20 protein-coding genes and 1 pseudogene are annotated in these 25,268 nt (G+C 71.0%); 12 read left to right on the top strand and 9 right to left on the bottom strand.

The genetic code is table 11. The annotated features are described in order from the left end of the window. The first annotated feature begins 53 nt into the window (after positions 1-53). The 4 genes from leuC to ABD366_RS25235 all read left to right on the top strand — a co-directional run bounded on the left by leuC (position 54) and on the right by ABD366_RS25235 (position 3,461). The gene (gene leuC / locus ABD366_RS25250) at positions 54-1,484 is read left to right on the top strand and encodes a 3-isopropylmalate dehydratase large subunit (protein ID WP_324767460.1); all 1,431 of its coding nucleotides are present in this window, start codon (positions 54-56) and stop codon (positions 1,482-1,484) included. 6 nt (positions 1,485-1,490) lie between these two features. Next, positions 1,491-2,084: a 3-isopropylmalate dehydratase small subunit gene (gene leuD / locus ABD366_RS25245; RefSeq protein WP_324767459.1), complete on the top strand. Its 594-nt coding sequence runs from the start codon at positions 1,491-1,493 to the stop codon at positions 2,082-2,084. Positions 2,085-2,402: 318 nt separating this feature from the next. Continuing rightward, entirely contained in the window at positions 2,403-2,642 is a 240-nt protein-coding gene (locus tag ABD366_RS25240; protein WP_324767458.1) for an SCO5555 family protein, read from the top strand. Positions 2,643-2,774: 132 nt separating this feature from the next. Further along, the gene (locus ABD366_RS25235; RefSeq protein WP_324767457.1) at positions 2,775-3,461 is read left to right on the top strand and encodes an HU family DNA-binding protein; all 687 of its coding nucleotides are present in this window, start codon (positions 2,775-2,777) and stop codon (positions 3,459-3,461) included. A 98-nt stretch (positions 3,462-3,559) separates the two neighbouring features. Here the strand turns inward: ABD366_RS25235 and ABD366_RS25230 are convergent, their stop codons facing one another. Both ABD366_RS25230 and cofC read right to left on the bottom strand, forming a co-directional pair. Next, positions 3,560-3,763, bottom strand: a complete 204-nt coding sequence (locus ABD366_RS25230) for a hypothetical protein (protein ID WP_324767455.1) — start codon at positions 3,761-3,763, stop codon at positions 3,560-3,562. 13 nt (positions 3,764-3,776) lie between these two features. Beyond that, a complete protein-coding gene (gene cofC, locus ABD366_RS25225; protein ID WP_324767453.1) occupies positions 3,777-4,409 on the bottom strand; it encodes a 2-phospho-L-lactate guanylyltransferase in 633 nt (210 codons plus the stop codon). A 182-nt stretch (positions 4,410-4,591) separates the two neighbouring features. Between cofC and ABD366_RS25220 the strand changes: the two genes are divergently transcribed. The 3 genes from ABD366_RS25220 to ABD366_RS25210 all read left to right on the top strand — a co-directional run bounded on the left by ABD366_RS25220 (position 4,592) and on the right by ABD366_RS25210 (position 7,639). Then, positions 4,592-5,353 carry a lysophospholipid acyltransferase family protein gene (locus ABD366_RS25220; protein ID WP_324767452.1) on the top strand — a complete coding sequence of 254 codons (762 nt, stop codon included), beginning with the start codon at positions 4,592-4,594 and terminating at the stop codon, positions 5,351-5,353. Beyond that, complete coding sequence (locus ABD366_RS25215) at positions 5,350-6,360, top strand: NAD(P)H-dependent glycerol-3-phosphate dehydrogenase (RefSeq protein WP_324767451.1); 1,011 nt, start codon at positions 5,350-5,352, stop codon at positions 6,358-6,360. The genes ABD366_RS25220 and ABD366_RS25215 overlap by 4 nt, the downstream gene beginning before the upstream one ends. Before the next feature lie 70 nt (positions 6,361-6,430). Continuing rightward, the gene (locus ABD366_RS25210; protein WP_324767450.1) at positions 6,431-7,639 is read left to right on the top strand and encodes a D-alanine--D-alanine ligase family protein; all 1,209 of its coding nucleotides are present in this window, start codon (positions 6,431-6,433) and stop codon (positions 7,637-7,639) included. 159 nt (positions 7,640-7,798) lie between these two features. Here ABD366_RS25210 and ABD366_RS25205 read toward each other — a convergent pair whose 3' ends face one another. Then, positions 7,799-8,308 carry a DUF3515 domain-containing protein gene (locus ABD366_RS25205; RefSeq protein ID WP_324767449.1) on the bottom strand — a complete coding sequence of 170 codons (510 nt, stop codon included), beginning with the start codon at positions 8,306-8,308 and terminating at the stop codon, positions 7,799-7,801. A gap of 20 nt (positions 8,309-8,328) precedes the next feature. Beyond that, positions 8,329-8,562 carry an Lrp/AsnC family transcriptional regulator gene (locus tag ABD366_RS25200; RefSeq protein WP_324767448.1) on the bottom strand — a complete coding sequence of 78 codons (234 nt, stop codon included), beginning with the start codon at positions 8,560-8,562 and terminating at the stop codon, positions 8,329-8,331. Between the two features lie 245 nt (positions 8,563-8,807). Here ABD366_RS25200 and ABD366_RS25195 point away from each other — a divergent pair, with 245 nt between their 5' ends. Together ABD366_RS25195 and thiD are read left to right on the top strand one after the other, a co-directional pair. Continuing rightward, positions 8,808-9,791, top strand: coding sequence for a thiamine-phosphate kinase (locus ABD366_RS25195; RefSeq protein WP_324767447.1), 984 nt, complete (start codon positions 8,808-8,810; stop codon positions 9,789-9,791). Positions 9,792-9,955: 164 nt separating this feature from the next. Further along, entirely contained in the window at positions 9,956-10,879 is a 924-nt protein-coding gene (thiD, locus tag ABD366_RS25190; RefSeq protein ID WP_324767478.1) for a bifunctional hydroxymethylpyrimidine kinase/phosphomethylpyrimidine kinase, read from the top strand. Here the strand turns inward: thiD and ABD366_RS25185 are convergent. From ABD366_RS25185 to rpmB, 3 genes and pseudogenes are all read right to left on the bottom strand, one after another. Next, positions 10,867-12,135 (bottom strand): annotated as a pseudogene (locus ABD366_RS25185) (FAD-dependent monooxygenase); the annotation flags it as partial. The gene thiD and the pseudogene ABD366_RS25185 overlap by 13 nt on opposite strands. A gap of 227 nt (positions 12,136-12,362) precedes the next feature. Then, positions 12,363-15,386: an AfsR/SARP family transcriptional regulator gene (locus tag ABD366_RS25180; RefSeq protein ID WP_324767445.1), complete on the bottom strand. Its 3,024-nt coding sequence runs from the start codon at positions 15,384-15,386 to the stop codon at positions 12,363-12,365. Positions 15,387-15,531: 145 nt separating this feature from the next. Then, complete coding sequence (gene rpmB, locus ABD366_RS25175; RefSeq protein WP_003957616.1) at positions 15,532-15,717, bottom strand: 50S ribosomal protein L28; 186 nt, start codon at positions 15,715-15,717, stop codon at positions 15,532-15,534. Between the two features lie 261 nt (positions 15,718-15,978). On the opposite strand from rpmB, the gene ABD366_RS25170 reads away from it, so the two are divergent. Continuing rightward, positions 15,979-17,655 carry a DAK2 domain-containing protein gene (locus ABD366_RS25170; RefSeq protein ID WP_324767440.1) on the top strand — a complete coding sequence of 559 codons (1,677 nt, stop codon included), beginning with the start codon at positions 15,979-15,981 and terminating at the stop codon, positions 17,653-17,655. 15 nt (positions 17,656-17,670) lie between these two features. On the opposite strand, the gene ABD366_RS25165 is transcribed toward ABD366_RS25170, so the two are convergent. Next, complete coding sequence (locus tag ABD366_RS25165; protein WP_324767439.1) at positions 17,671-20,367, bottom strand: tetratricopeptide repeat protein; 2,697 nt, start codon at positions 20,365-20,367, stop codon at positions 17,671-17,673. Further along, positions 20,364-22,175: an HSP90 family protein gene (locus ABD366_RS25160; protein ID WP_324767437.1), complete on the bottom strand. Its 1,812-nt coding sequence runs from the start codon at positions 22,173-22,175 to the stop codon at positions 20,364-20,366. The genes ABD366_RS25165 and ABD366_RS25160 overlap by 4 nt, the downstream gene beginning before the upstream one ends. A gap of 173 nt (positions 22,176-22,348) precedes the next feature. Here ABD366_RS25160 and recG point away from each other — a divergent pair, with 173 nt between their 5' ends. Next, positions 22,349-24,568 (top strand): ATP-dependent DNA helicase RecG, encoded by a 2,220-nt coding sequence (recG, locus tag ABD366_RS25155; protein WP_324767436.1) that lies wholly within the window; start codon positions 22,349-22,351, stop codon positions 24,566-24,568. 101 nt (positions 24,569-24,669) lie between these two features. Further along, positions 24,670-25,266, top strand: coding sequence for a 16S rRNA (guanine(966)-N(2))-methyltransferase RsmD (gene rsmD, locus ABD366_RS25150; protein WP_324767435.1), 597 nt, complete (start codon positions 24,670-24,672; stop codon positions 25,264-25,266). Positions 25,267-25,268 lie beyond the last annotated feature (2 nt).

The raw sequence follows: 25,268 nt of genomic DNA, 5'->3' as shown, positions 1-25,268 counted from the left end.
GCGATCCGAATCTCTAGTAGGGCCGGCGCGGCTGGTCGGTCGAAGGGAAAGCGATGGGTAGGACACTCGCGGAGAAGGTCTGGGACGACCACGTCGTCCGGCGCGCCGAGGGCGAGCCCGATCTCCTCTTCATCGATCTGCACCTGCTGCACGAGGTGACCAGCCCGCAGGCCTTCGACGGCCTCCGGCAGGCCGGGCGCCGGGTGCGGCGCCTCGATCTCACCATCGCCACCGAGGATCACAACACCCCGACCCTCGACATCGACAAGCCGATCGCCGACCCGGTCTCGCGCGTACAGCTGGAGACGCTGCGCAAGAACGCGGCCGAGTTCGGCGTACGTCTGCACTCCCTGGGCGACGTCGAGCAGGGCGTCGTGCACGTGGTGGGACCGCAGCTGGGCCTGACCCAGCCCGGCACCACGGTGGTCTGCGGCGACTCGCACACCTCCACCCACGGCGCGTTCGGCGCGCTGGCCTTCGGTATCGGCACCTCGCAGGTCGAGCACGTGCTCGCCACGCAGACCCTGCCGATGGCCCGCCCGAAGACCATGGCGATCACGGTCGACGGCGAACTGCCCGACGGCGTCACGGCCAAGGACCTGATCCTGGCGATCATCGCGAAGATCGGCACCGGCGGCGGCCAGGGCTACATCCTGGAGTACCGCGGCTCCGCCATCGAGAAGCTCTCGATGGAAGCCCGCATGACCATCTGCAACATGTCGATCGAGGCCGGCGCCCGCGCGGGCATGATCGCCCCCGACGCGACCACGTTCGACTACCTCGAGGGCCGCGTCCACGCGCCCGAGGGCGAGGACTGGGACGCCGCGGTCGCGTACTGGAAGACGCTGCGCACCGACGACGACGCGGTCTTCGACGCCGAGGTGTTCATCAAGGCCGAGGAACTCTCCCCGTTCGTCACCTGGGGTACCAACCCCGGCCAGGGTGCTCCGCTTTCGGCGTCCGTCCCCGACCCTGCTTCGTACGAAGACGCTTCGGAGCGCTACGCCGCCGAGAAGGCCCTTGAGTACATGGGACTGAGCGCCGGGCAGGCGCTGCGCGACATCAAGGTCGACACCGTCTTCGTAGGTTCCTGCACCAACGGCCGTATCGAGGACCTGCGCGCCGCCGCCGAGATCGTCGGGGGCCGCAAAGTCGCCGACGGCGTACGGATGCTGGTCGTGCCCGGCTCCGCGCGGGTGGGCCTCCAGGCCGTGTCCGAGGGTCTGGACAAGGTCTTCAAGGAGGCCGGCGCCGAGTGGCGGCACGCGGGCTGCTCCATGTGCCTGGGCATGAACCCGGACCAACTCGCCCCCGGCGAGCGCTCCGCGTCCACCTCCAACCGCAACTTCGAGGGCCGGCAGGGCAAGGGCGGCCGTACGCACCTGGTCTCGCCCCAGGTCGCCGCCGCCACCGCCGTGCTGGGCCATCTGGCCTCCCCGGCCGACCTGTCCGACGCCGACGCCCGTACGCCCGCTGGAGTCTGATCAGCCATGGAAGCTTTCACCACACACACCGGCCGGGCCGTCCCGCTGCGCCGCAGCAATGTCGACACCGACCAGATCATCCCTGCTCACTGGCTCAAGAAGGTGACCCGGGACGGGTTCGAGGACGGGCTGTTCGAGGCCTGGCGCAAGGACCCCGAGTTCGTGCTCAACAAGCCGGAGCGCGAGGGCGCCACGGTGCTGGTGGCCGGCCCGGACTTCGGTACCGGTTCCTCCCGTGAGCACGCGGTGTGGGCGCTGCAGAACTACGGGTTCAAGGCCGTCATCTCCGCCCGGTTCGCCGACATCTTCCGGGGCAACTCCCTCAAGAACGGTCTGCTGACCGTGGTCCTGGACCAGAAGATCGTGGACGCGCTCCAGGATCTGGTGGAGAAGGACCCGCAGGCGCAGATCACGGTCGATCTGGAGGAGCGCGAGGTGCGCGCCGAGGGCATCACCGCCTCCTTCGAGCTCGACGAGAACTCCCGCTGGCGGTTGCTGAACGGGCTCGACGACATCAGCATCACGCTGAGCAACGAGGCCGACATCGCCGCCTACGAGGCGAAGCGCCCCGCGCACAAGCCGCAGACCACTCAGGTCTGAGCCGCCCGCCGAGCCCGACCCGGCCGGTCTGATCCGCTGCCGGGCAAGGCTCATTCAGGCCACATCCGCAGGCCTCGTACCCCCAATCGTGCAACGGTTGGGGGTACTTCCGTGTCCGGCTCCGAACGCCCCCGAGAGGCCCCTCCCGGCGGGCTCCGGCTTCCCTCAACTCCCTTGGTTACCAGGGGTGTTCCCGGGGTACGCGAGTCTCGGCGCTGCTCCGGACGAGCACGCTACGCAGGGGCTCAGCAGGCCCTTGTGGGGCGGGAGTTACCCCCTGCGGAGGCGACAACTCGCCCCAGATGGCACAATCTGTGCATGGAACACGACGGCCAACTCCAGATGTACGTGGCGGTCGCGAACCAACTCAAGGAAGCGCACGCCCGAGTGCGCGCACTGCAAGTCCCGGAGGGCGTACGGATGGCGCTGACCCGGAAGCTGCTGGCCATTACGGCCGCGGCCAAACATGATCTCGCCGGTGCGGCCAGACGTCTGGAGCGATTCGGTGCGGACCTCGACGACTTCGAAGAGGGCTCCGGCACTGAAGAGGAACTCTGAGACGGCCGAGTTCGTTGCGGCACAAGGGTGATTAGCCCGTTTCGTGTTTGATTTGCGGTATATATCTGCCTAACGTGCGAAAAAGCCGGGCCGAAAAAGATTCGTTCCGGCAATGTCTCCGAAGGGGAAGACGTGAACAAGGCGCAGCTCGTAGAAGCGATTGCCGACAAGGTCGGCGGCCGTCAGCAGGCCGCCGACGCCGTCGACGCGGTACTCGACGCCGTCGTCCGTGCCGTGGTCAACGGTGACCGCGTTTCGGTCACCGGCTTCGGTTCGTTCGAGAAGGTGGACCGTCCGGCCCGTTACGCCCGCAACCCGCAGACCGGCGAGCGCGTCCGGGTCAAGAAGACGTCGGTCCCGCGTTTCCGCGCCGGTCAGGGCTTCAAGGACCTCGTCGCGGGCTCGAAGAAGCTCCCCAAGAACGACGTCGCGGTCAAGAAGGCGCCCAAGGGCAGCCTGACGGGCGCCGCTTCGGCGACGGTCAAGAAGGCCGCGGCCAAGAAGACGACGGCCAAGAAGGCCGCCGCCAAGAAGGCGACGCCGGCGAAGAAGTCCGCCGCCACCGCCAAGAAGACGACGGCGGCAGCGGCGAAGAAGACCACCGCCACCGCCAAGAAGGCGTCTCCCGCCAAGAAGGCGGCCACGGCGACGAAGGCCACGGCCAAGAAGGCGACCCCGGCCAAGAAGGCGGCCACCGCCAAGAAGGCCACGGCGAAGAAGACCGCGCCCGCCAAGAAGGCCACGGCCAAGAAGGCGCCCGCCAAGAAGTCGACCGCGCGCAAGACCACCGCCAAGAAGGCCACCGCCCGCAAGAAGTAAGGCACCCGCCTTCTTCTTGGGCGTACGCCACAAGGCTGCTCACGCGCCGGGCCGGGCTCCCCTCGGGGAGCCCGGCCCGCGGCATGTCTCGAGGCAGCTCAGAAGGTCTGCAGGGTCACGAGCGCGATCTGCCGTGCCGCACCCTCGCCCTGGACCTCGATACGCACCCGCTGGCCGGGGCGCAGCAGGCGCAGCCCGCCCGCGTCGAAGGCGGCGGCGTCGAACGGCAGCGGCGTGCCGTCGTCCAGAAGAACGCTGCCGGAGCGGGAATCGGAGTCGTACGTGTACGCGGTGGCCTGCATACAGGCAGCGTACTCAGTCCAACGTCAGCAGCCCCGCCGAGGCATTCGCGGTGTACGGGCCCACGCCCATGGTCAGTGCCGTGCGCAGATCATCGCCGGTGTCGACGTCCTGGCGTACGGAATCGACGCCCTCGGCGACGAGTTCCACGGCGCCGGACGCCGTGTGCCGGGCGCGGGAGGCCACGCCGAATGCGGGAAGCAATTCCGCACCGGGAGCGGCGGACAGCAGTGTGGTGCCGATTCCGGCGGCATCGGGCAGAAATGCCCGGGGAAAAGCGGCGGCCGCGCCGAGAACACGGGCCAATTCGACGGGACGCAGCGCCGGCAGATCCGCGTTCAGCGCAACCACGGGCGCGGCCGGGGCCGAGGCGCGTACGAACGCGGCTCCGTGCGCCAGAGCGGCGTTGAGACCCGCTCCGGGCGAGTCGGGGACGATGCGGGCGCCGAGCGCCGCCAGTTCACGTTCCGCCAGGGCGTCGTCCGTGACGACCACCACATCGCCGACCGCGTCGCAGGCCCGCGCGGCGGCCACGGTGTCCTGCGCGAACGCAAGGGCCAGGCCCGGGCGCAGGCCCCCGGCCGCGGGCGCCAGCCTGCTCTTGGCCCGCACCAGCGGTTTCAGCGGTATCACCAGGGTCCACTGCACGCGCCCATTGTGACGCGTGCTCGAGGTGCGACCGTGCGTAAGGCCAGGTGTGCGAGGTCCGTACAGGGGCGGTGGCGCGCGACGGGCGGGCGTACGGTGTTCTCGACAGACCGGTGGCCTGGGGCGACACTTGTGCGGCCCGACGGGATCCCACCTGCCAGGTCCTAGAGGAAGGTGTCCGAGTGTCCCGCCGCAGAATCGGCTTCTGGTACCGCTTCGCAGCGGTCCTCTGCAAACCGCCCCTGGTGGTTCTGTTCAAGCGGGACTGGCGCGGAATGGAGAACATTCCTGCCGACGGCGGATTTATCACCGCGGTGAACCACAATTCGCATCTGGACCCGTTCCTCTACGCCCACTATCAGTACAACAGTGGACGAGTGCCGCGATTCCTCGCCAAGCACGGCCTCTTCAGGAAGGGCTTCGTGGGGGCCGCGATGCGCGGCACCGGGCAGATTCCCGTCTATCGCGAGTCCACGAACGCGCTGAGCGCCTTCCGTGCCGCGATCGACGCCGTCGAGCGCGGAGAGTGTGTCGCCTTCTATCCAGAAGGAACGCTTACCCGGGATCCCGAGCTGTGGCCCATGGCCGGTAAGACGGGCGTCGCGCGCGTCGCACTGCAGACGCAGTGCCCGGTCATTCCCGTCGGCCAGTGGGGCGCCACCGAGGCACTCGCGCCCTATGCGAAGAAACCGCATTTCTTTCCGCGCAAGACGCACCATGTCCTGGCCGGCGAGCCCGTCGACCTGACGCGTTTCTACGACAAGGAAATGACGCCGGACCTTCTGAAGGAGGCGACCGAGGTCATCATGACCGAGATCACTTCCCTGGTGGCGGAGCTGCGCGGCGAGCAGGCTCCGCAGAAGCGTTACGACCCGCGTGAGGCGCGTATCGAGCAGCGCCGCAAGTCGCAGGCGCAGAGCGGCAGTTCGGAGGAGAGCAAGTGACCCGACCTGTGAAGACCGCGGTATTCGGGACCGGTTCCTGGGGCACGGCGTTCGCCATGGTGCTCGCGGACGCGGGCTGCGACGTCACGCTCTGGGGCCGCCGTGCCGAACTGGCCGACGCCATCAACTCGACCCACACGAACCCGGATTACCTGCCCGGTGTGGAGCTCCCGGCGACTGTGCGGGCCACGGCCGACGTGGCCGAGGCCGCCGCGGACGCCGACTTCACCGTCCTCGCCGTGCCGTCGCAGACGCTGCGCGGCAACCTCGCCGAATGGGCGCCGCTGCTCGCCCCCGACACCGTGCTCGTCTCGCTGATGAAGGGCGTCGAGCTGGGTTCGGCCATGCGGATGAGCGAGGTCATCGAGGACGTCACCAAGGTCGGCGAGGACCGCATCGCGATCGTCACCGGCCCGAACCTGGCCCGGGAGATCGCCGCCCGCCAGCCCGCCGCCGCGGTCGTCGCCTGCCGCGACGAAGCCGTCGCCCAGCGCCTCCAAGTCGCCTGCCACACCCCGTACTTCAGGCCGTACACCAACACCGACGTGGTCGGCTGCGAACTCGGCGGCGCCGTCAAGAACGTCATCGGGCTCGCCGTCGGCATCGCCGACGGCATGGGCCTGGGCGACAACACGAAGGGCTCGCTCATCACGCGCGGCCTCGCGGAGACGACCCGCCTCGGGCACGCGATGGGCGCCGACCCGCTCACCTTCTCCGGGCTCGCGGGCCTCGGCGACCTCGTCGCCACCTGCTCGTCGCCGCTCTCCCGCAACCACACCTTCGGCACGAACCTCGGCAAGGGCATGACGCTGGAGGAGACCATCGCGGTCACCAAGCAGACCGCCGAGGGCGTCAAGTCCTGCGAGTCCGTGCTCGACCTGGCACGCCGCCACGGCATCGACATGCCGATCACGGAGACGGTCGTCGGCATCGTCCACGAGGGGAAGCCGCCGGTCGTCGCCCTCAAGGAGCTCATGTCGCGCTCCGCCAAGCCCGAGCGACGCTGAGCGACGGCGGCGCGGCTTGGCTCTGTTCGGCGCTGACTCCCGTACTACCAGCAGGTACGCTCAACGCGATATGAGCAGCGAGAACCTCCCCCAGAGCCCTGCGCCTTCCGTGCCCTCGGTGTCTTCGGTGTCCTCCGCGACCTCTGAGAGTGGTGCGAGCGGGCAGAAGCCGCGTGTCGCCGTCGTCTTCGGTGGCCGGAGCTCCGAGCACGGCGTCTCCGTCGTCACCGCCGGCGCCGTGCTGCGCGCCATCGACCGCTCCAAGTACGACGTGCTGCCCATCGGCATCACCCGCGAGGGCCGTTGGGCGCTGACGTCGGACGACCCCGAGCGCATGGCGATCACCGACCGCAAGGTGCCGGACGTCGCCGATCTCGCGGACTCGCCCGAGGGCGGCGTGGTGCTTCCCGTCGACCCGGCCTCCCGCGAGGTCGTCTACAACGAGCCGGGCTCCGTGTCCAAGGCGCTCGGCGACGTCGACGTCGTCTTCCCCGTGCTGCACGGCCCGTACGGCGAGGACGGCACGATCCAGGGCCTCCTGGACCTGTCAGGGACGCCCTACGTCGGCTGCGGTGTGCTCTCCTCGGCCGTCGGCCAGGACAAGGAGTACATGAAGCGGATCTTCACGTCCTTCGGGCTGAAGGTCGGCCCGTATCTAGTCGTCCGGCCGCGCGAGTGGGAACGCGATCAGGAAGGCGCGCGGCGGCGCATCGCCGAGTTCGTCGGCGAGCAGGGCTGGCCGCTGTTCATCAAGCCCGCGCGGGCCGGGTCGTCCATCGGCATCACCAAAGTCGAGTCCTTCGAGGGACTCGACGAGGCCATGGAGACGGCCCGCGCCCATGACCCGAAGGTCATCGTCGAGGCGGCGATCGCCGGACGCGAGATCGAGTGCGGTGTGCTCGAGTTCGAGGACGGGCCCCGGGCCTCCGTCCCCGCCGAGATCCCGCCGGTCCAGGCCCACGATTTCTACGACTTCGAGGCCAAGTACATCGACTCCGCCGCCGGGATCGTGCCCGCGCCGCTCACCCCGGAACAGACGGCCGAGGTCCAGCGACTCGCCGTCGCCGCCTTCGACGCCGTGTCCTGCGAGGGCATCGTCCGGGCGGACTTCTTCCTCGACGAGGACGGCGAGTTCGTCATCAACGAGATCAACACGCTGCCCGGCTTCACGCCCATCTCGATGTACCCGCGGATGTGGCAGGAGAGCGGGGTCAGCTACCCGGAGCTGGTGGACCTCCTGCTCCAGGCCGCGCTGCGCCGCTCCACGGGCCTGCGCTAGCCGGATCCGGCGCTGCCCGGGCGGGGCTTGCGCGGGGCCTGCGCGGGTGGGTATTGCCCGGTCGGCCCGGCCCGCGCCCGGCGGCAGCGGTCAGGTCGCCAGCGCGGTGGGTCGGTTAGGTCGGTTGGGTCTGTTAGTTCGGTTGGGTCGGCAGGTCGGTCAGGAGGCGATCCCCTTGGGGATCGCCTTCTTCACGGCCGGGGCGAGATCCACCAGGGCACCGGTGGCGTCCCGCCCCTTCTCCGCGCTCACCTCGATGTACGCCTTGCGACTGGCGGTGGTGTAGCGGTACGCCCCGTCGTCCTGCTTCTCCATCAACCAGTCGACCCCGTTCACCCCACCCGCGACGGCGTCGGGATCGCCCCCCTCGGCCACCTTCGGGTCGATCATCTTGGGGGGTTGCACGACACCGCAGCGCAGTATGATCGCGTTGCCCCCCCAGGCCGCGGTCAACTCGGACGAGGGATCGGGATCCTCGCGGTTCAGGCCGTCCAGCTTCGACGGCAGGACCTTGTCCAGGTTCTGACACAGCTTCGTGGCCGTCGCGCCCGGACGGGGAACCACGACCGACGCGCTGCCGTCTGCTGAGGAGCAGCCCGCCGCGCCGATCAGCAGACAGAGCGCGGGCAGCCCGATGACAGGACGGAGCCGGTGACGGAAAGAGTTCACCGGCACAGGGTAGACGGGGGCTAGAGGTGGACGACCGGGCAGGTCAGGGTGCGCGTGATGCCGTCCACTTGCTGGACCTTGGCGACCACCATGCGACCCAGTTCGTCGACGGTGTCGGCCTGCGCGCGCACGATCACGTCATAGGGGCCGGTGACATCTTCGGCCTGGATCACTCCCGGAATCTTCGCGATGAACTCGGCGACGGTCGACGCCTTGCCTACTTCGGTCTGGATCAGGATGTACGCCTGTACCACGGAACCTCCAGGGCGGCCACGAGGATCATGTGGGGGAAAGGGACGCCACGGTATCGCGTCGCCGCTCGTCGCGGGGAGACCCGGGGCGTCTGTGGCGTACACACCGAATACACGGCGGCCGCGCAAGGGATCGTAGGGGCCGGCCCAAGAGGGAAGCAGAGGGCGCGCCCCATGACAGAAACCGTACCCATGACAGAGACGGCTCGCGACCGCAAGCAGGCCGCGGCAGAAGGGGCAGTACGCGCATGAAGGGCACCGTCGGCGAGCTGGGGGAGTTCGGACTCATCCGAGAGCTGACCTCACGGCTCACCACCACCCCGGCCGTACGGATCGGCCCCGGCGACGACGCCGCGGTGATCGCCGCGCCGGACCGCAGAGTCGTCGCCAGCACGGACGTCCTGCTGGAGAACAGGCACTTCCGACGCGACTGGTCCACCGCGTACGACGTCGGTCGTAAGGCCGCCGCACAGAACCTGGCCGACATCGCCGCCATGGGCGCCGTACCCACGGCCCTGCTGCTCGGCCTCGTGGTCCCCGCCGAACTGCCCGCGTCCTGGCCGTCGGAGTTGATGGACGGGTTGCGCGACGAGTGCCAGGTGGCCGGCGCCGCGGTGGTCGGCGGTGACGTCGTCCGCGGCGACACCATCACCATCGCCATCACCGCGCTCGGCGACCTGCGCAACCACGACCCCGTGACACGCGCCGGCGCCGGACCCGGCGACGTCGTGGCCGTGACGGGCTGGCTGGGCTGGTCCGCGGCCGGATACGCCGTGCTCTCCCGCGGCTTCCGCTCCCCGCGCGCCTTCGTCGAGGCCCACCGCCGGCCCGAGCCGCCGTACCACGCGGGCCCCGCCGCCGCCGGGCTGGGCGCGACCGCCATGTGCGACGTCAGTGACGGACTCATCGCCGACCTGGGCCACATCGCGGAAGCCAGCAAGGTCCGCATCGACATCAAGTCCGGGAAGGTGGACGTGCCCTCCCAGATGAACGACATCGGCCAGGCCGTCGGCGTCGACCCGCTGCAATGGGTACTCACCGGGGGAGAGGACCACGCGATCGTGGCAACCTTCCCGCCGGACGTGAAACTGCCCGCACGCTGGAAGGTGATCGGCGAGGTGCTGAACCCCTCGGCCCTGCCGCAGGTCACCGTGGACGGCGCGCCCTGGACCAGCAAGGGCGGCTGGGACCACTTCGGGGACGACTTTCCCGGTGGGGAGATCGAATCATGACCGCCTCCGCATCCGCCTCGGGCTCCACATCCGGTTCCGCGTCCGCCTCCACATCCGGCTTCGGCTCCGCGTCCGCCTACACATCCGGTTCCGGCTCCGCACCCTCTGCTTCGGCCTCTGCCGTCGACTCCGCTTCCGGCTCCGCCTCCTCCGCGCCCGTACGGGTGCTGACCGTCGCCGGGTCCGACTCCGGCGGCGGTGCCGGCATCCAGGCCGACCTGAAGACCATGCTCGCCCTCGGCACCCACGGCATGAGCGTCGTCACGGCCGTCACCGCCCAGAACTCCCTCGGCGTGCAAGGAGCTTGGGAGCTCCCGGCGGAAGCGGTCCGCGCCCAGTACCGCAGTGTCGTCGACGACATCGGCGTCCAGGCCGTCAAGACGGGGATGCTCTCCTCGCCCGAACTCGTCGAATGCGTAGCCGAGTTGCTCGCGAACACCGCGGCGCCGATCGTCATCGACCCGGTCGGCGTCTCCAAGCACGGGGACTCGCTGCTCGCCGCGTCCGCGCTGGACTCCGTCCGTACGAAGCTGCTGCCGACCGCCACCGTCGCGACCCCGAACCTCGACGAGGTGGCCCAACTCACCGGCGTGCACGTCGAGACGGAGGACGGCATGCGCCGCGCCGCCGCGGCGATGCTCGCGTACGGACCACGGTGGGTGGTCATCAAGGGTGGGCATCTGCGCTCCTCCTCCGCTTCAGGTGGGCCGGGATCCGACTTGGCGGGATCCGTCGAGGCTGTGGATCTGCTCACGGACGGGTCCGAGGAGCACTGGCTGCGCGCCCCGCGTCACGACAACCGTCATACACACGGCACCGGCTGCACCCTCGCCTCCGCGATCGCGGCGCAACTGGCAAAGGGCCAGTCGGTGCCCGAGGCCGTACGGGCGGCCAAGGAGTACGTGACCGGGGCGATCGCCGCCGGGTTCGCACTCGGCGGCGGCATCGGGCCCGTGGATCACGGCTGGAGGTTCAGGTCGTCCGCGGGTATGGACTCACCGGGTACGGACTCGCCCCGTATGGACCCAGCGCGTACGGACTCGCCGCGTACGGACTCACCGCCTATGGACTCGCCGGCCAAGTCGTAGTCCTTCAGCGTCAGATTGCTGGCGGCCTTCTCCGTGAGGCGTTTGAAGAAGCCCGCCAGGAAGCGTGAGCCGAGCATTCGGTAGGCCCGGTCGCGACTGCGGATCTTCTTCTCGGTGGGCGGGGCCAAGAACGGGCCCGCGTTCCCGGAAAGCTTCTGGCAGCCCTTCGCGTACTTCGTGATCTCCGCTTCGAAGGCCGCGTACGCGGTGCGGTGATCGCCGCGCGCCGCCACCAGTTCGCCGGCCAGGACGTAGGCCGACACCAGCGCCGTGCCGGTACCTATGCCACCCATCGTGGCGCCGTGCCCCGCGTCGCCGAGCAGAATCACGCGGCCCTGGGAAAGCCGGTCTATGTGGACCTGGGCGATCGCGTCGAAGTACAGGTCGTCGGTCTCTTCGAGCGCGTCGAGGATCTGCTGGACATGGGGCCATGCCATGCCGCGCAGCTTCTCGGCGACGATCCGCTTCTGCTGGTCGACGTCCCTGCGGTCGTACGTGAGCTGCTCCGAGCGGAAGACCACGGCCGCGCCGGCCCGGTCGGGGGCCCCGTCATAGTTGTTGATCATCGCGGTGCAGCCGGGTTCGCTGTACAGCCGGGCGGTGCGGTCGAGGCCCAGGTGGTTGGGCATGTCGAACCCGGCGACGTAGTAGTCGAAGAAGCGCAGGTACCGGGACTCGTCGCCGAAGACCAGACGCCGGGTGTTCGAGTGCAGACCGTCCGCGCCCACGACCAGGTCGAAGGCGCGGGGCGCACCGTGGTCGAACGTGACGTCGACGCCGGTGGCGGTTTCCTCGATCGAGGCGATCGAGTCGCCGAAGACATACGTGACGCTGTCCTTCGTCCGCTCGTACAGGAGCTTGGACAGGTCGCCGCGGAACACCTCGACGTCGCCGCTCATCAGATGCGCGGGCAGGTCCACACGGTCGCTGTCGTCCGCGTCGACGATGGTCTGGCGGCCCATGTCCGTCTGCATGGCGTGCAGGTCGTCCCAGATGCCCATGCGGGTCAGGACAGTGCGGTGGACATGGCCGCGGAAGTCGACCGCGAAGCCGCCCCCGCGCAGGGCGGGTGCCTTCTCCACGACCGTGACCCGGGCGCCCTGACGGGAGAGCCAGAAGGCGATAGCGGGCCCGGCGATGCTGGCGCCGGAGACCAGGACGTCCAGGTGGGCGAGCGGTTCGGTGGGTTGAGGCGCGGGGTGGGCGGTGGTTCGGCGGGCAGTGGCGCGGGTGGTGTCGTGCGTTCGTTTCGTCATGGCAGTGAGCTTGCGGCCAGGCGCTTACCGTTCGCTGACCACTCGCTGACCGCCCCTTACCGGCCGCTGACCGTCGGCTGTTGACCGCTGGCCGCTGGCCGGGGCCGGGGCCGGGGCCGGGGCCGGGGCCGGGATCGGGATCGGGGTCTTGGTCAGGGTGAGGGTGGAGCGGGGACAGAGGTAGAGCCCGAAGGCTCGAGCCCAGGAGCCGCGTGGCGCACGTACCGCTACGGCTCGCGCACCGCCCTGTGCCGCAAGCTTCCCCCCAGCTCGAAGGCCTTCTTGAACACCTCGGGCGCAAGCATGCGCCGGAGCCGACGCTCGATGGGAGTGACGTCCGGGTCGTCCACGATCAGCTGCCCGCGCATCGCGGACGCCGCGCCGAGCAGCGTCGCCGCGTGCTCGGGTTCCTCCGCCCGGGACGCCAATGCTTCGGCCACCCGCGCGAGTTCGAGCTCCTGGGTCTGGGTCGCCGCCGACAGTGTGCGGGCCTGCGCGAACCAGTCGTCGGCCTCGTCCGAACGTCCCTCAGCCAGGGCCACGCGGCCGAGGCCCAGAAAAATGTCGACTGTTCGGCCGACGCTGTACCAGGAGCGGGCGCTCGTCTCCAGAGCCGCTTCGTAGTGCTGCCGCGCGAGGCCCGTGTCCCCGGACAGACGCGCCGCGTCGCCCATGCCCCAGAGCGCACCGGCCACCTTCTCGGGCGCACCCGCCGCCCGCGCCTGCTCCCCGGCCCGCGCGAACTCCGCGGCCGCCTCCTCGTACGCCCCGGTGTGCAGCAGGACAGCGCCGCGTCTGCACAAGAGGTCGGCGGTCTCCTCCGGCGCTGCCAGCTCGCGCGCGTAGCCGAGCGCCTCGTCGATGAGCTTCAGGGCGTGATCGCGTTCACCGCGCCAGTCGGCGAACAGCCCGAGTTGATCGAGGGAGTTGGCCATGCCCCAGCGGTCTCCGGTCTCCCGGAAACCCGCCAGGGCCTGCGCGAACAAGGCCTCCGATGCCGCGGGACGCCCCGCGAACTGCTCCTGGAACCCGAGCCCCACAGCGAGCAGCGCACGGCCCCACGGATCGCTCCCGACCTGTGCGCGCACCCGCTCGTCGTGGGACCGCTCGGGCCCGACGGCGAGCGTCCACAGAACCACCGTGAACGGCAGCCGCAACTGGTGGTCGATCGTCGCCAGCGCCCGGTCCGCGCGCGCGATCCGGGCTTCGTCACCGTCTCCCCGCACAGAGTTGAGCGCGCACAGGGCGTACTCCTCCTCCAGACCGGGCGGCGCCTCGGGACCCACCGCGTCCATCAGCTCGCGGGCCAGGGCCACCCGCTCACCGGCCAGTCCGTGCAGCCGCCAGAACCACGAGAGGTCCGCCATGAGACGCAGCCCGTCGGACGGTGCGGCATGAAGGAGGTGACGCAGCGCGGCGTCCAGATTGCCGCGGTCCGCGGACAGTCGGGCCAACCAGGGGAGTTGATCGTGTCCGCGCAGGCGCGGCTCGGCCGCCGCCGCGAGCCGCAGGAAGTAGGCGGCGTGTGCGACTCGCAGCTCCGCCAGGACGTCCTCCGTCAGCTGCTCGGTACAGAAGGCGCGGATCGTCTCCAGCATTCGGTAGCGACCGTCGGACGTCTCCAGGAACGACTTCTCGGTGAGCGAGGCCAGCAGGTCCTCCGGATACGGGATGCCGCACACCGCTTCCACGGCGTCCAGCGGCACGCCGCCGGAGAGGCCGCTGCCCACGAACACCGTCATCCGGCAGGCCAGATCCCGCTCCTCGGCGTCGAGCAGTTCCCAGCTCCACTCCACGACGGCCCGCAGTGTTCGGTGGCGCGGTGCCTTGGTGCGGTCCCCGCGCGACAGGACCCTGAAGCGGTCCCCGAGCCGCTCGGCCAGCTCGTCGACCGTGAGCGTACGCAGCCGGGCAGCGGCCAGCTCGATCGCCAGCGGCAGTCCGTCCAGGGCCTCGCAGATGCTGTCGATCCGGGCGTCGTGTGCACGGCCGTGCGCCGCGAACTCCGGCCGCACCGCCGCCGCCCGGTCCCGGAACAGCTGGGCGGCGGGTCCTGCCGCGAGGGGCGGTACCGGGCACAGCACCTCACCGGTGATACCGAGCGCCTCCCGGCTGGTAGCGAGGATCCGCAGGCCGGGACAGGTGCCCAGAAGCACTCCCGCCGCCTGGGCCGCGCCGTCGACCAAGTGCTCACAATTGTCGAGCACGAGCAGCAGGTCACGGCCGTCGAGGGCGGCCACGAGCCGCTCCGTGGCCTCCTCGCCCTGTGGTCCGCGCAGCCCCTCGCGCACACCGAGCGCGGTGAGGATCGCGTACGGGATCGCCCCGCCGTCGGTCAGCGGCGCCAGCTCCACGTAGCAGACGTCCTCGCGGGCCCTACCCGCTTCGATGGCGAGCCGCGTCTTGCCCGCGCCGCCGGGCCCGGTCAGCGTCACCAGCCGGGCACCCGCCAGCAGCGCGTCGATCCTGGCCAGCTCGTCCGTCCGCCCTACGAAGCGTGTCAGCTGGGCCGGCACCCCACGCTGTCGCAGGGGTTCCCGCCCCTGCTCACGCCCCTGCTCCCGCAGCAGCTCCAGATGCAGCGCCGACAGCTCGGGCGACGGATCGCTGCCCAGCTCGTCCGCGAGCACGCGCCGCGCCTCTTCGTAGACGCGCAGCGCTTCAGCGGGACGCCCTGTCGCATGCAGTGCGCGCATCAGCAGTCCGTAGAGGCGCTCGCCGAGCGGGTATCGCGCGAGCAGCTCGCGCACCTCCGCGACCAGCTCCGCGGAGTCGCCCAGGGCCAGATCCGCCTCGATGCGGTCCTGCACGGCACCGAGTCGCAGCTCCTCAAGGCGCGGCAGGTCCTCCGGCGCCGGACCACGCCACAACCCGAGGGCCTCGTGCAGGAGCGCCGCCGCGCGCGCATGGTCTCCCGCGGCCAGGGACTGCCGGCCCGCACGCGCCAGACGCTCGAAGCGGTGCACGTCCACGGTGTCCGGATCGACGACGAGCCGGTATCCCGCCGGACCGGTCTCGATCTCCAGACCGAGCCGCTTGCGCAGCCGGGAGACCTGCGACTGCAAGGCGTTGCCCGCGCCGGCCGGGGGCTCTTCGCCGTACAGGCCGTAGATGAGCCGCTCCACCGAGACGGTTCGGCCCGCGTCCAGCAGCAGCGCCGTCAGCAGGGCACGCGGCCGCGGCCCCCCGGGGTCCAGGGGGCTGCCGTCGTGGGCCCGCACGTCGAGGGGGCCGAGGATGCCGAACCGCATGCGCAGAGTCTGGCAGCCGCCACTGACAGTGGTGCCCGGAGCGAGGATCTTGTGCCCGGTCAGGGAGCGGGCAGACGAAAGAGCCGGCCCCCGAGGGGACCGGCTCTTCCAAGCAACCAGCGAGGTGGCCGCGCTACGCGAAACGTCAGCGCGAGACCTTGCCGGCCTTGATGCACGAGGTGCAGACGTTGAGCCGCTTCGGCGTCCGACCGACCACTGCACGCACACGCTGGATGTTCGGGTTCCAGCGACGGGACGTACGGCGGTGCGAGTGCGAAATGTTGTTGCCGAAGCCCGGCCCCTTGCCGCAGACGTCGCAGTTGGCAGCCACGGGTCACTCCAAAGACTTCAGATGCACTTACGGTTGAATCCCGGCATGCCGGGATCAGGATCAGAGGATCTGAGTGGCGGTGCCAGGGAGAGCCCGATGGATATCGGGCAACCGGAGCAGCATACAACGGCTGCTTCGGTACAACGAAACTACCATGGGTGCCCGGGCCACCGCCCCGCCACCTGGGCCGGGCCCCTTCCCCGGCGGCCTCCCGCCGGGGTCTACTCTGCGAGGCCAGTCCAGCCGCTCAAGGAGGCGCAGGTGCCGCAGGTGCTCGACGTCGTCGCGGTACGTGCCTGGTGCTCCCTGGCTCTGGAGGGGCTCGGCCGCGACCGTGCCGAGATCGACGCGATCAACGTGTATCCCGTGGCCGACGGGGACACCGGCACCAATCTCTACCTGACCGTCGAGTCCGCGCAGCAGGCCGTCGAGGCGGTCTTCGCGGGGCTCCAGGCCGGTCCCGAGCCCGCCGTGCCCGCGCTGCCCGAGGTGATGCGCGCGATGGCCCACGGCGCCCTCATCGGAGCCCGCGGCAACTCGGGGACGATCCTCGCGCAGCTGCTGCGGGGCATGGCCCAGGTCCTCGCCGATGAAAAAAATCGTGACGGGACTCACGCCGGAGCGGACGCGGGGGCGCTGCGGCTCGCGCTGAGCCGGGCCGCCGAATCCGCGCGCGAAGCGGTCGCCCATCCTGTGGAGGGCACCGTCCTGACCGTCGCCACGGCGGCCGCGGAAGCGGCGGCGGACATCGACGGCGACGGGGACTGCGGAGCCGTGGTCCGCGCCGCATACGAAGGCGCGTGCGTGGCGCTCGACGCGACGCCGGGCCAACTCGCGGTGCTGGGCCGGGCCGGGGTCGTGGACGCGGGCGGACGAGGTCTCGTCGTGGTGCTCGGGGCGCTGAGCGAGGCCGTCTCCGGACAGGCGGCCCCGATACGTGCCCGCTCCAACGGCGGCCACGCACGCGTGGACGATGCCACCGCCCTCGAATGTGCGGAAGAGCACGGCGCCGCCGGACCCGCCTTCGAGGTCATCTACCTGCTTGAAGCCGACGACCGGGCCGTGGCCCGGCTGCGGACCAGACTCGACGCCCTCGGGGACTCGCTGGTCGTGGTCGGCGGGGACGGCCTGTGGAACGTCCATGTGCACGTCGACGACGCGGGCGCGGCCGTGGAGGCGGGCGTCGAGGCCGGGCGGCCGTATCGCATCCGCATCACGCACTTCGGCCTCGGGGACGCGCACGCGGCCCGCTCCTCCGCGCCGCCGCGCGAGCGGGCGCAGCGGGCCGTCGTGGCGATCGTGCCGGGCGACGGGCTCGCGGGCCTGTACGCGGAGGCGGGAGCGACGACCGTGCCCGACCGGCCGGGCGAACCGCCCGCCAGCGGAGAACTGGTCGACGCGATCCGGCGTGCCCACGCGCGTGAGGTGGTGCTGTTGCCGAACGACGCGGAGCTGAGGCACACCGCGGCCGCCGCGGCCGAGCAGGCCCGGTCCGAGGGCGTACGGGTCGCGCTCATCCCGACGCGGTCCGCGGTGCAGGGCATCGCCGCGCTCGCCGTGCACGAGCCCGACTGGCGCTTCGACGAGGACGTCGTCGCGATGACCTCGGCCGCCGGAGCGACCAGATACGCCGAACTGGCCGTCGCCGAACGGCAGTCGTGGACGATGGCCGGCATCTGCCAGGCCGGGGACATCCTCGGGCTCATCGACGGCGATGTCGCCGTCATCGGCGCCGAGGTCCCCGGGACTGCCCGCACCGTCCTCGACCGGATGCTCGCGGCCGGCGGCGAACTTGTCACGCTCGTCCTGGGCGACGAGATCGCCGACGAGGTCGCGGACGGCCTGGAGCAGCACGTCCGCGAGACCTATCTGGCCGTGGACACCGTGGTGTACCGGGGCGGGCGGCAGTCGGCGCCGCTGCTGATCGGCGTCGAGTAGCCGCCCTCCCGGGCCTTACCGGGCGAGCGCCGCGCGGGCCTCGTCCCGCCGCTCCGTGTCGCCCGCCTCGTCGAAGGCGACGGCGGCGCGCTCCAGCTGGACCGCACCCTCCTTGTCGTCGCGCCGCTCCAGGAGCTGCGCGAACTGCCGGTGCGTATGGCCGAGTTCGGACAGGAGGGCTTCGCGGTCGAAGTCCTCCGAGGCCAGAGCCTCCTCACCGGCGTGGATCGCCGCGCTCATGAGTTCCCGCTCGTCGTCAGCCGACGCGGAGTCCAGCCAGGCACGCGCGCGCAGGGAGCGGATCACCGCATACACGTTCCCGAGAGAGCGCCACAGCTCACCCGCGCGCGCGTAGGCACGATCCGCGTCCTCGGGCCGGCCGGCCCGGTCCAGGGCATCCGCCGCCAGATTGGCCAGCATCGCGTGGTCACGCTGCTCGGACCAGTGCTGGGCGTACTCCGCCGCCTTCAGCCAGGCCTCGGCGGACTGCAGGTGCTCGCCGAGCGCGCGGGCGCAGTCGCCCAGCCACCAGAGGGCCTGTACCAGCGCCCCGTCGCCGTGGTCCTCCTCGGTCAGGTCGAGCAGCGCCGACTCCAGCACTTCGGCGGCCTCCGCCACGCGCTCCTCGCGCAGGAGATGGCCGCCCAGCTGGAAACGCGCCCAGGCGCCGAGCCCGGTGTCACCGCCCGCCTCGTCGGCCCAGTGCGCGGCCTCCAGTGCGTGCGCGGACGCCTGCCCGAACTGCTCGGTGGCGGCCAGCACGTCGGCGAGCTGGAGGTGCAGTCGCGCCGCACCGTACGGGTCCATGTACCCCGCGCCGTGCTCCAGGGCCGCCCGCAGCGCCTGCTCGGCGCCCGCCAGGTCGTCCCGCTCCCGCGCGAGCCCCGCGAGCCGCACCGAGCAGTCCACGGCCAGCCAGGGGCGCCCCGCCGCCACATGCGTGGCCGCGGCCTCCTCGTACAGCGCCACGGCCGTCTCCGTGTCCCCGCGATGCACCGCGATGTCACCGAGCATCGACCGCGCCGACGCGGCCTGCGAGGCGAGCCGCGGTACATCGCCGTACGGCTCGGTCAGGGCGAGCAGTTGCCGGACGCACTCCTCGGCCGCGGCGGCGTCAGCATCCCCGCTGTGCGCCGCCAGCAGGATGCGCGCACGGCACGCCAGGACGGCGGCGGCGGGGCGGGCCGTCGTGGCGTCCAGGTCCTTCAGGGTGGCGAGCACCTGCTCGTACGGCTCCTGGACCGCGGCCACGGCTTCGTCGTTACGCCCGGCGCGGGACAGCGCGTACGCACCACGCGCGCGTGCCGCCCTCGCCTCGTCCGGCACCCCGGCCGCCTCGTACAACTCGGCGGCCCGCGCGAAGAGGTCGGGCGCGTCCCCGGCGTCCATCGCCGCGTAGTCGGCGATCTCCGCGCGGTCGTGCACGGTGAGTTCCAGACCCTCCGACTCGGCGGCCCGCTCGGCCGTCCGCCAGGCGACGGCCGCGTCGGGGCCGCCCTCGGTCGCCGACAACCGTCGTGCCTCGGCCACCAGAGCCGTCGCGTCCTCGGCCGGTTCCGCCGGCGCCGCGACCACGGGCTTCGACGGGACGGCCGTCCGTACGACCCGGACGCCCAGCGGCAGCCGCTCCAGCAGGGGCGGCTGGTCCATCCGCTGCCGGATCCGCGTGCCCACGCGCGCGGTGCCGTTGCGCTCGTCGAAGCGGGCCGCGATGGACAGTGCCTCCCCGCGCGCGTGGACGGCGAGTTCGGATGCGGTCCAGGCGCGGCCCGCGGGGCCGGGGACTTCCTGCTCGCCCATCCCCAGCGCGACCAGCCGGTCCATCACCAGCGCGGTCACCCCGAGGAAGTCCATCAGGCCCTGCGGATTACCGCTGTCCGTGAAGTACGCGGGCCGCTCCGCCAGCAGTTCGAGGGCCCGTGCTGCATTGCCGGTCAGGGCACAGAACTCCACGTGCGACGCGAACGCGCCCCGCATGGACTCCATGGAGCGTACGAGGCGGTAGCCGCGCAGGTGGTTCGCGCGGGCCTCCTCCGGGCGGCCCAGGCGCAGCAGGGGGATCAGCGAGGTGGCGAGCGTGGCGTGCGGTTCGTGGGCGCACGAGAACTCGCCCTCCAGGACCGGCTGCCACAACTCCAGGGCCCGCTCGTCCCGCAGCAGGTCCGACTGGCGCTCGCCCTGCCCGTTCAGCTCACAGGCGTGGCAGTCGGCCATGTCGTCGCGGTCCGCCGCCAGCCACGCGTCGTACGCGCGCGTGGCCCGCTCTTCGTCACCTATGTGGTCGGCGACGTAGAACTCGCTCATCCGGACGGCCCGCTCGGAGTGACCGGCAACCCTGTAGCGGTGCTCCATCTCGCCGAGCCACTTCTCTATGGAGGCGAGCGGGATGTGCGGCTGGTGCAGCATGCCGCCGGACATCCACTTGAAGACCCAGTGCAAGGAGTGCGTCTCGTAGGCGTCGAAGTCCTCGGGGCGCTCGTCCCACATGCGCAGCAGCCGCGCGAAGGGGACGAACATCTTGTCCTTCTCGGAGCTGTAGTTGTACATCTGCAGCTGGTGGCCGAGGGCCTCGATCACGGCGAGCGGGACGCCGAGCTTCTCGGCCTCGACGAGCAGTTGTTCCGCACGGGCACCTCGGGAAGGGCCCTCGGGCTGCGCGGCGTTCTCCGCCATCGCCCCTCGCAGTGCGTCCAGATCCATGGTCCCGTTCATCGGGGGTCGTCCTTTCCGGTGCCGGGGTGCGTGGCCCACTCCAGGAGGCCGATGAACGAGCGGTTCAGGAGCGCGGAGTCGGCGGGGCGCAGCGGGCGCTGCGCCATCAGGAGCGCCTGCCCGTACAGGGCCTCGGCCGCCGTACCGATCAGCTCGGGGTCGGAGAGTGAACTCACTCGGCGGATCAACGGGTTGAGGTGGTTGAGGACCAGCCGCGCGCGTGGGGCGGTGCCGCGCAGTGAGCCGAGGATGCCCGCCCACAGGTCGTCGGCCCCCGCCTCAGCGTCCGCGCGTGCCTGCTCGTGCCGGGCGGCCCGGTCGTCCAGGTGCAGTGCGGGCACCGTCAGCGGATGGAAGGCGCGCAGCGCCACGTCACAGCCCAGCGGGTCGAGCCTGGCCCGCGCGGCCGCCAGGAAGGCCGACAGGGCCAGCTCCACGGCCGGGTCGACGGCGTCCAGGTGCGCGGTCACCGTGTCCGCGTCCAGCTCCGAGACGGCCGTGCCGGGGCGCACCGACGGCAGCGCCTCGACGAGATCGGCGTCATACGTGTAACCACCGTTGACGACCCCGATGCCCTGCGCGGAGGCGATCGGCGCGACCTGCCGGTACTCCTCCACGGTCCGCGTGAAGTGCACGACAGGGTGCCGCTGGGCGAACTCCTCCAGGGAGAGCTGCCCGTCCGTCGTCTCGAACGGGAGCCAGGGAAGCATCGTGCGCAGCATCTCCTTGTCGTGCCGCGCGAGGGACTTGACCCCCAGGTGATGCACCGACAAGAAGGCGGCGAGCCGCTCGGGGTCACCGGCCGCGAGCGACGTCAGCCACTCCCGGATCCGCTCACCCAGGGCCTCCCGCACAGCGGCCAGGGTCTCGTCCTCGTAGAGCGACTCGCGCGAAGCGGTGGGGCGCAGGCTGTCCGTGTCGATCACGCAGCGCACGAAGAAGGCCCAGTCGGGCAGCAGTTGCTCGGCCCGGTCGGTGAGCAGCATGCCCTTGAGGTGGACCCGGTGCCCCGCGCGCTGCGCCGGGCTGACGGCCTGCGGCAGCACATGGGCGACGCCCCGGATGCCGGCGAGCGGTACCTCCAGATCGATCGAGTCCAGCGGCGTGAAACCGAACAGCTCGTGGCAGTGGCGGGCCAGGGCCACCCGGCGGGCGGCCGGGCTGGGATACGTACGGCTCCAGGCGGCGGGCACGTCCGTGACGGGGGAGTCCCCGACGCGTACGTCGTAGGGCAGCAGCGAGCCGAAATCCCGGGCCAGGGACAGGACCCGCTCCTCGGTCAGCCAGTCGGTGGCGCCCGCGCGGGCCTCCAGGTGCACGGTCGTACCCGGCTCGGGGCGGGCCGTGTCCGGGAGCGTACGGACCGTGTACGAGCCGTCGTCGCGGGCCGTCCACTCGACCGGGGGCGCGTCGGGCGTGCGCGCGCTGCGGCTGACCACACGGATCCGCTCGGCGACCACGAAGCAGGCGAGCAGGCCGATGCCGAACTGTCCGAGGAAGTCGGCACGGGCCGACTCCAGACCGTCGCCGCGCTTGGAACTGCGGCCGATCGTCGCGAGCAGGCTGTGCACATCGGCTTCGGTCAGGCCGATGCCCGAGTCCTCGACGCGCAGCACCCCGCCCTCCGCGTACAGACGCACCGTGGCAGGGGCATCGGGCTGCTCGGCGCGGCGGGCCGTGATGGCGTCCACCGCGTTCTGCAGCAGCTCGCGCAGATAGACCTTGGGACTGGAGTACAGGTGATGGGAGAGGAGGTCGACGAGGCCGCGCAGGTCGACCTGGAAAGTGTGCGGTGTCTGTGAGTTCATCGTCGCTGCGCCGGTGGGGGGACAGGCGACGGCGCGGGTCGGGCGGTCCCGCGAGAGGTGACCGCGATCAAGGGCCGGAGCCGGTCACTCTACGGCCGCAGGGCCCCTTGCGACCAGCGGTTTCTCACGGATGTTCGCGGGGCTGGACAGGATTGTCAGTGGCGTGGTGTGCAATGGATCTCGTGCCCGTGCTCGAAGAACCGCTGAAGAAAGTGCTCGGCCCTCCCACCGCGAAGGTGATGGCCGAGCATCTAGGCCTGCACACCGTCGGTGATCTGCTCCACCACTACCCGCGCAGATACGCGGAGCGTGGGGAGCTGACCCGCCTCGCCGAGCTGCCCCTCGACGAGCACGTGACGGTCGTCGCCCAGGTCGCCACCGCCCGCGTCCTGCGGTTCAACGGCGGCAGTGGGCAGCGCCTGGAAGTCACCATCACCGACGGCAGCGGCGAGCTCCAGCTCGTCTTCTTCGGCCGCGGCATCCACAAGCCGCACAAGGACCTGCTGCCGGGCACGCGCGCGATGTTCGCGGGCAAGGTCGGGGTCTTCAACCGGAAGATGCAGCTGGCCCACCCCGCCTACCAGTTGCTGAGCGCCGATTCCTCCGAAGAGGCCGCCGAGACCGTCGGCTCCTGGGCCGGCGCGCTGCTCCCGATCTACCCGGCCACCGCCAAGCTGGAGTCCTGGAAGATCGCCAAAGCGGTCGACCTGGTGCTGCCCAGTGCCCCGGAAGCCGTCGATCCACTGCCCGGGTCGCTGCGGGAGGGCCGGGGCCTGGTCCCGCTGACCGAGGCGCTGCTGAAGATCCACCGGCCGCACACGAAGGCCGACATCGCCGACGCGCGCGCCCGCCTCAAGTGGGACGAGGCGTTCGTCCTCCAGGTCGCTCTCGCCCGGCGCCGCTTCGCCGACACCCAGCTGACCGCCGCCCCGCGCGTGGCGAAGCCGGACGGTCTCCTCACCGCCTTCGACGCGAAGCTCCCCTTCACCCTCACCGACGGTCAGCAGAAGGTCTCCAAGGAGATCTTCGACGACCTGGCCACCGAGCACCCGATGCACCGGCTGCTTCAGGGCGAGGTCGGTTCCGGAAAGACGATGGTCGCGCTGCGCGCCATGCTGGCCGTCGTCGACGCGGGCGGGCAGGCCGCGATGCTCGCCCCCACCGAAGTCCTCGCCCAGCAGCACCACCGCTCCATCACCGAGATGATGGGCGAGCTGGCCGAAGGGGGCATGCTCGGCGGCTCGGACCACTCCACCAAGGTCGTGCTGCTCACCGGCTCCATGAGCACCGCCGCCCGCCGTCAGGCCCTGCTCGACCTGGTCACCGGCGATGCAGGCCTCGTCATCGGCACGCACGCGCTGATCGAGGACAAGGTGCAGTTCCACGACCTGGGCCTGGTCGTCGTGGACGAGCAGCACCGGTTCGGTGTGGAACAGCGCGACGCCCTGCGCTCCAAGGGCAAGCAGCCCCCGCACCTCCTGGTCATGACGGCGACGCCGATCCCGCGCACGGTCGCCATGACGGTCTTCGGCGACCTGGAGACCTCCGTCCTCGACCAGCTCCCGGCAGGCCGCTCGCCGATCGCCAGCCATGTGGTGCCCGCCGCCGACAAACCACACTTCCTCTCCCGCGCGTGGGAGCGCGTACGCGAGGAAGTGAGCAACGGCCACCAGGCGTACGTGGTCTGCCCGCGCATCGGCGACGACGAGGACGAGAAGCCCAAGAAGGGCGCCAAAAGTGCGGCCAAGAAGCAGTCCGCCGAGGACGAGGCGGAGAAGCGGCCCCCGCTCGCCGTGCTCGCCGTCGCCGAGGAGCTGGCGCACGGGCCGCTCCAGGGGATCAAGGTCGAGGTGCTGCACGGCCGAATGCACCCCGATGACAAGGACGCCGTGATGCGCCGCTTCGCCGCGGGCGAGACCGACGTCCTGGTGGCGACGACGGTCATCGAGGTCGGGGTGAATGTGCCGAACGCGACGGCGATGGTGATCATGGACGCCGACCGCTTCGGCGTCAGCCAGCTCCACCAGCTGCGCGGCCGGGTCGGCCGTGGTTCGGCGCCCGGCCTGTGCCTCCTGGTCACCGAGATGCCGGAGGCCAGCCCCGCCCGCGCGCGCCTGGGCGCCGTCGCCTCCACGCTGGACGGCTTCGAGCTGTCCCGCATCGACCTGGAGCAGCGCCGGGAGGGCGACGTCCTCGGACAGGCCCAGTCCGGAGTGCGTTCCTCGCTACGGATGCTCGCTGTCATCGAGGACGAGGAGATTATCGCCGAGGCACGGGAGGAGGCCACCAAGGTGGTCGCGGCCGACCCGGACCTGGAGCGGCTGCCCGGCCTGGGCATCGCCCTCGCCGCCCTGTTGGACGAGGAGCGTGAGCAGTACCTCGACAAGGGCTGAGACACTGATCGGGAGGGACCGCGCCGACCACCGACACCAGGCCGGTCGGAGTGGTCCTGACACCGTGAAGCCGAAGAGTCGACTAGCCGACAAGGACCGAGATGACCCGCGTGATCGCCGGACGCGCCGGCGGACGCCGCCTGGCCGTACCGCCGGGCAACGGCACCCGCCCCACCTCCGACCGGGCGCGCGAAGGCCTCTTCTCCACCTGGCAGGCGCTGCTCGGCACACTCGACGGCACCCGCGTAGCCGACCTGTACGCGGGCTCGGGCGCCGTCGGCCTGGAGGCCCTGTCCCGGGGCTCCGCGCACGCGCTGCTGGTCGAGGCCGACGCCCGAGCCGCCCGCACCGTCCGCGAGAACATCCGGGCGCTCGGTCTGCCCGGAGCGGAGGCACGTACCGGAAAAGCGGAACAAGTCGTTGCCGGACCGCCCCCGGAAACGCCCTACGACCTGGTCTTTCTCGACCCTCCGTACGCCGTCACGAACGACGATCTTCGGGAGATCCTCCTCACACTCCGCACTCAGGGCTGGCTCACGGACGACGCGCTCGTCACCGTTGAACGCAGCACCAGAGGCGGCGATTTCCGGTGGCCCGACGGTTTCGAGGGACTGAGGTCCCGTCGCTACGGCGAGGGCACGTTTTGGTACGGTCGCGCCGCCCTGAACACCACCCTCACGTGCGACGACGCACGATGACC

The sequence above is a fragment of the Streptomyces kunmingensis genome, assembly GCF_039533535.1.
GTDB classification, from domain to species: domain Bacteria; phylum Actinomycetota; class Actinomycetes; order Streptomycetales; family Streptomycetaceae; genus Streptomyces; species Streptomyces kunmingensis.
Note: the sequence above shows the minus strand (reverse complement) of the source record. Positions and strands in the feature narration are given on the sequence as shown.

What these genes read in the sequence shown, in the direction of transcription:
- ABD366_RS25230 (WP_324767455.1), bottom strand. Translation starts at nt 3,763, where the DNA reads ATGCAGGCCACCGCGTACACGTACGACTCCGATTCCCGCTCCGGCAGC.
- leuC (WP_324767460.1), top strand. Translation starts at nt 54, where the DNA reads ATGGGTAGGACACTCGCGGAGAAGGTCTGGGACGACCACGTCGTCCGG.
- leuD (WP_324767459.1), top strand. Translation starts at nt 1,491, where the DNA reads ATGGAAGCTTTCACCACACACACCGGCCGGGCCGTCCCGCTGCGCCGC.
- ABD366_RS25165 (WP_324767439.1), bottom strand. Translation starts at nt 20,367, where the DNA reads ATGAACGGGACCATGGATCTGGACGCACTGCGAGGGGCGATGGCGGAG.
- ABD366_RS25240 (WP_324767458.1), top strand. Translation starts at nt 2,403, where the DNA reads ATGGAACACGACGGCCAACTCCAGATGTACGTGGCGGTCGCGAACCAA.
- ABD366_RS25180 (WP_324767445.1), bottom strand. Translation starts at nt 15,386, where the DNA reads ATGCGGTTCGGCATCCTCGGCCCCCTCGACGTGCGGGCCCACGACGGC.
- rsmD (WP_324767435.1), top strand. Translation starts at nt 24,670, where the DNA reads ATGACCCGCGTGATCGCCGGACGCGCCGGCGGACGCCGCCTGGCCGTA.
- ABD366_RS25195 (WP_324767447.1), top strand. Translation starts at nt 8,808, where the DNA reads ATGAAGGGCACCGTCGGCGAGCTGGGGGAGTTCGGACTCATCCGAGAG.
- ABD366_RS25160 (WP_324767437.1), bottom strand. Translation starts at nt 22,175, where the DNA reads ATGAACTCACAGACACCGCACACTTTCCAGGTCGACCTGCGCGGCCTC.
- recG (WP_324767436.1), top strand. Translation starts at nt 22,349, where the DNA reads ATGGATCTCGTGCCCGTGCTCGAAGAACCGCTGAAGAAAGTGCTCGGC.
- ABD366_RS25210 (WP_324767450.1), top strand. Translation starts at nt 6,431, where the DNA reads ATGAGCAGCGAGAACCTCCCCCAGAGCCCTGCGCCTTCCGTGCCCTCG.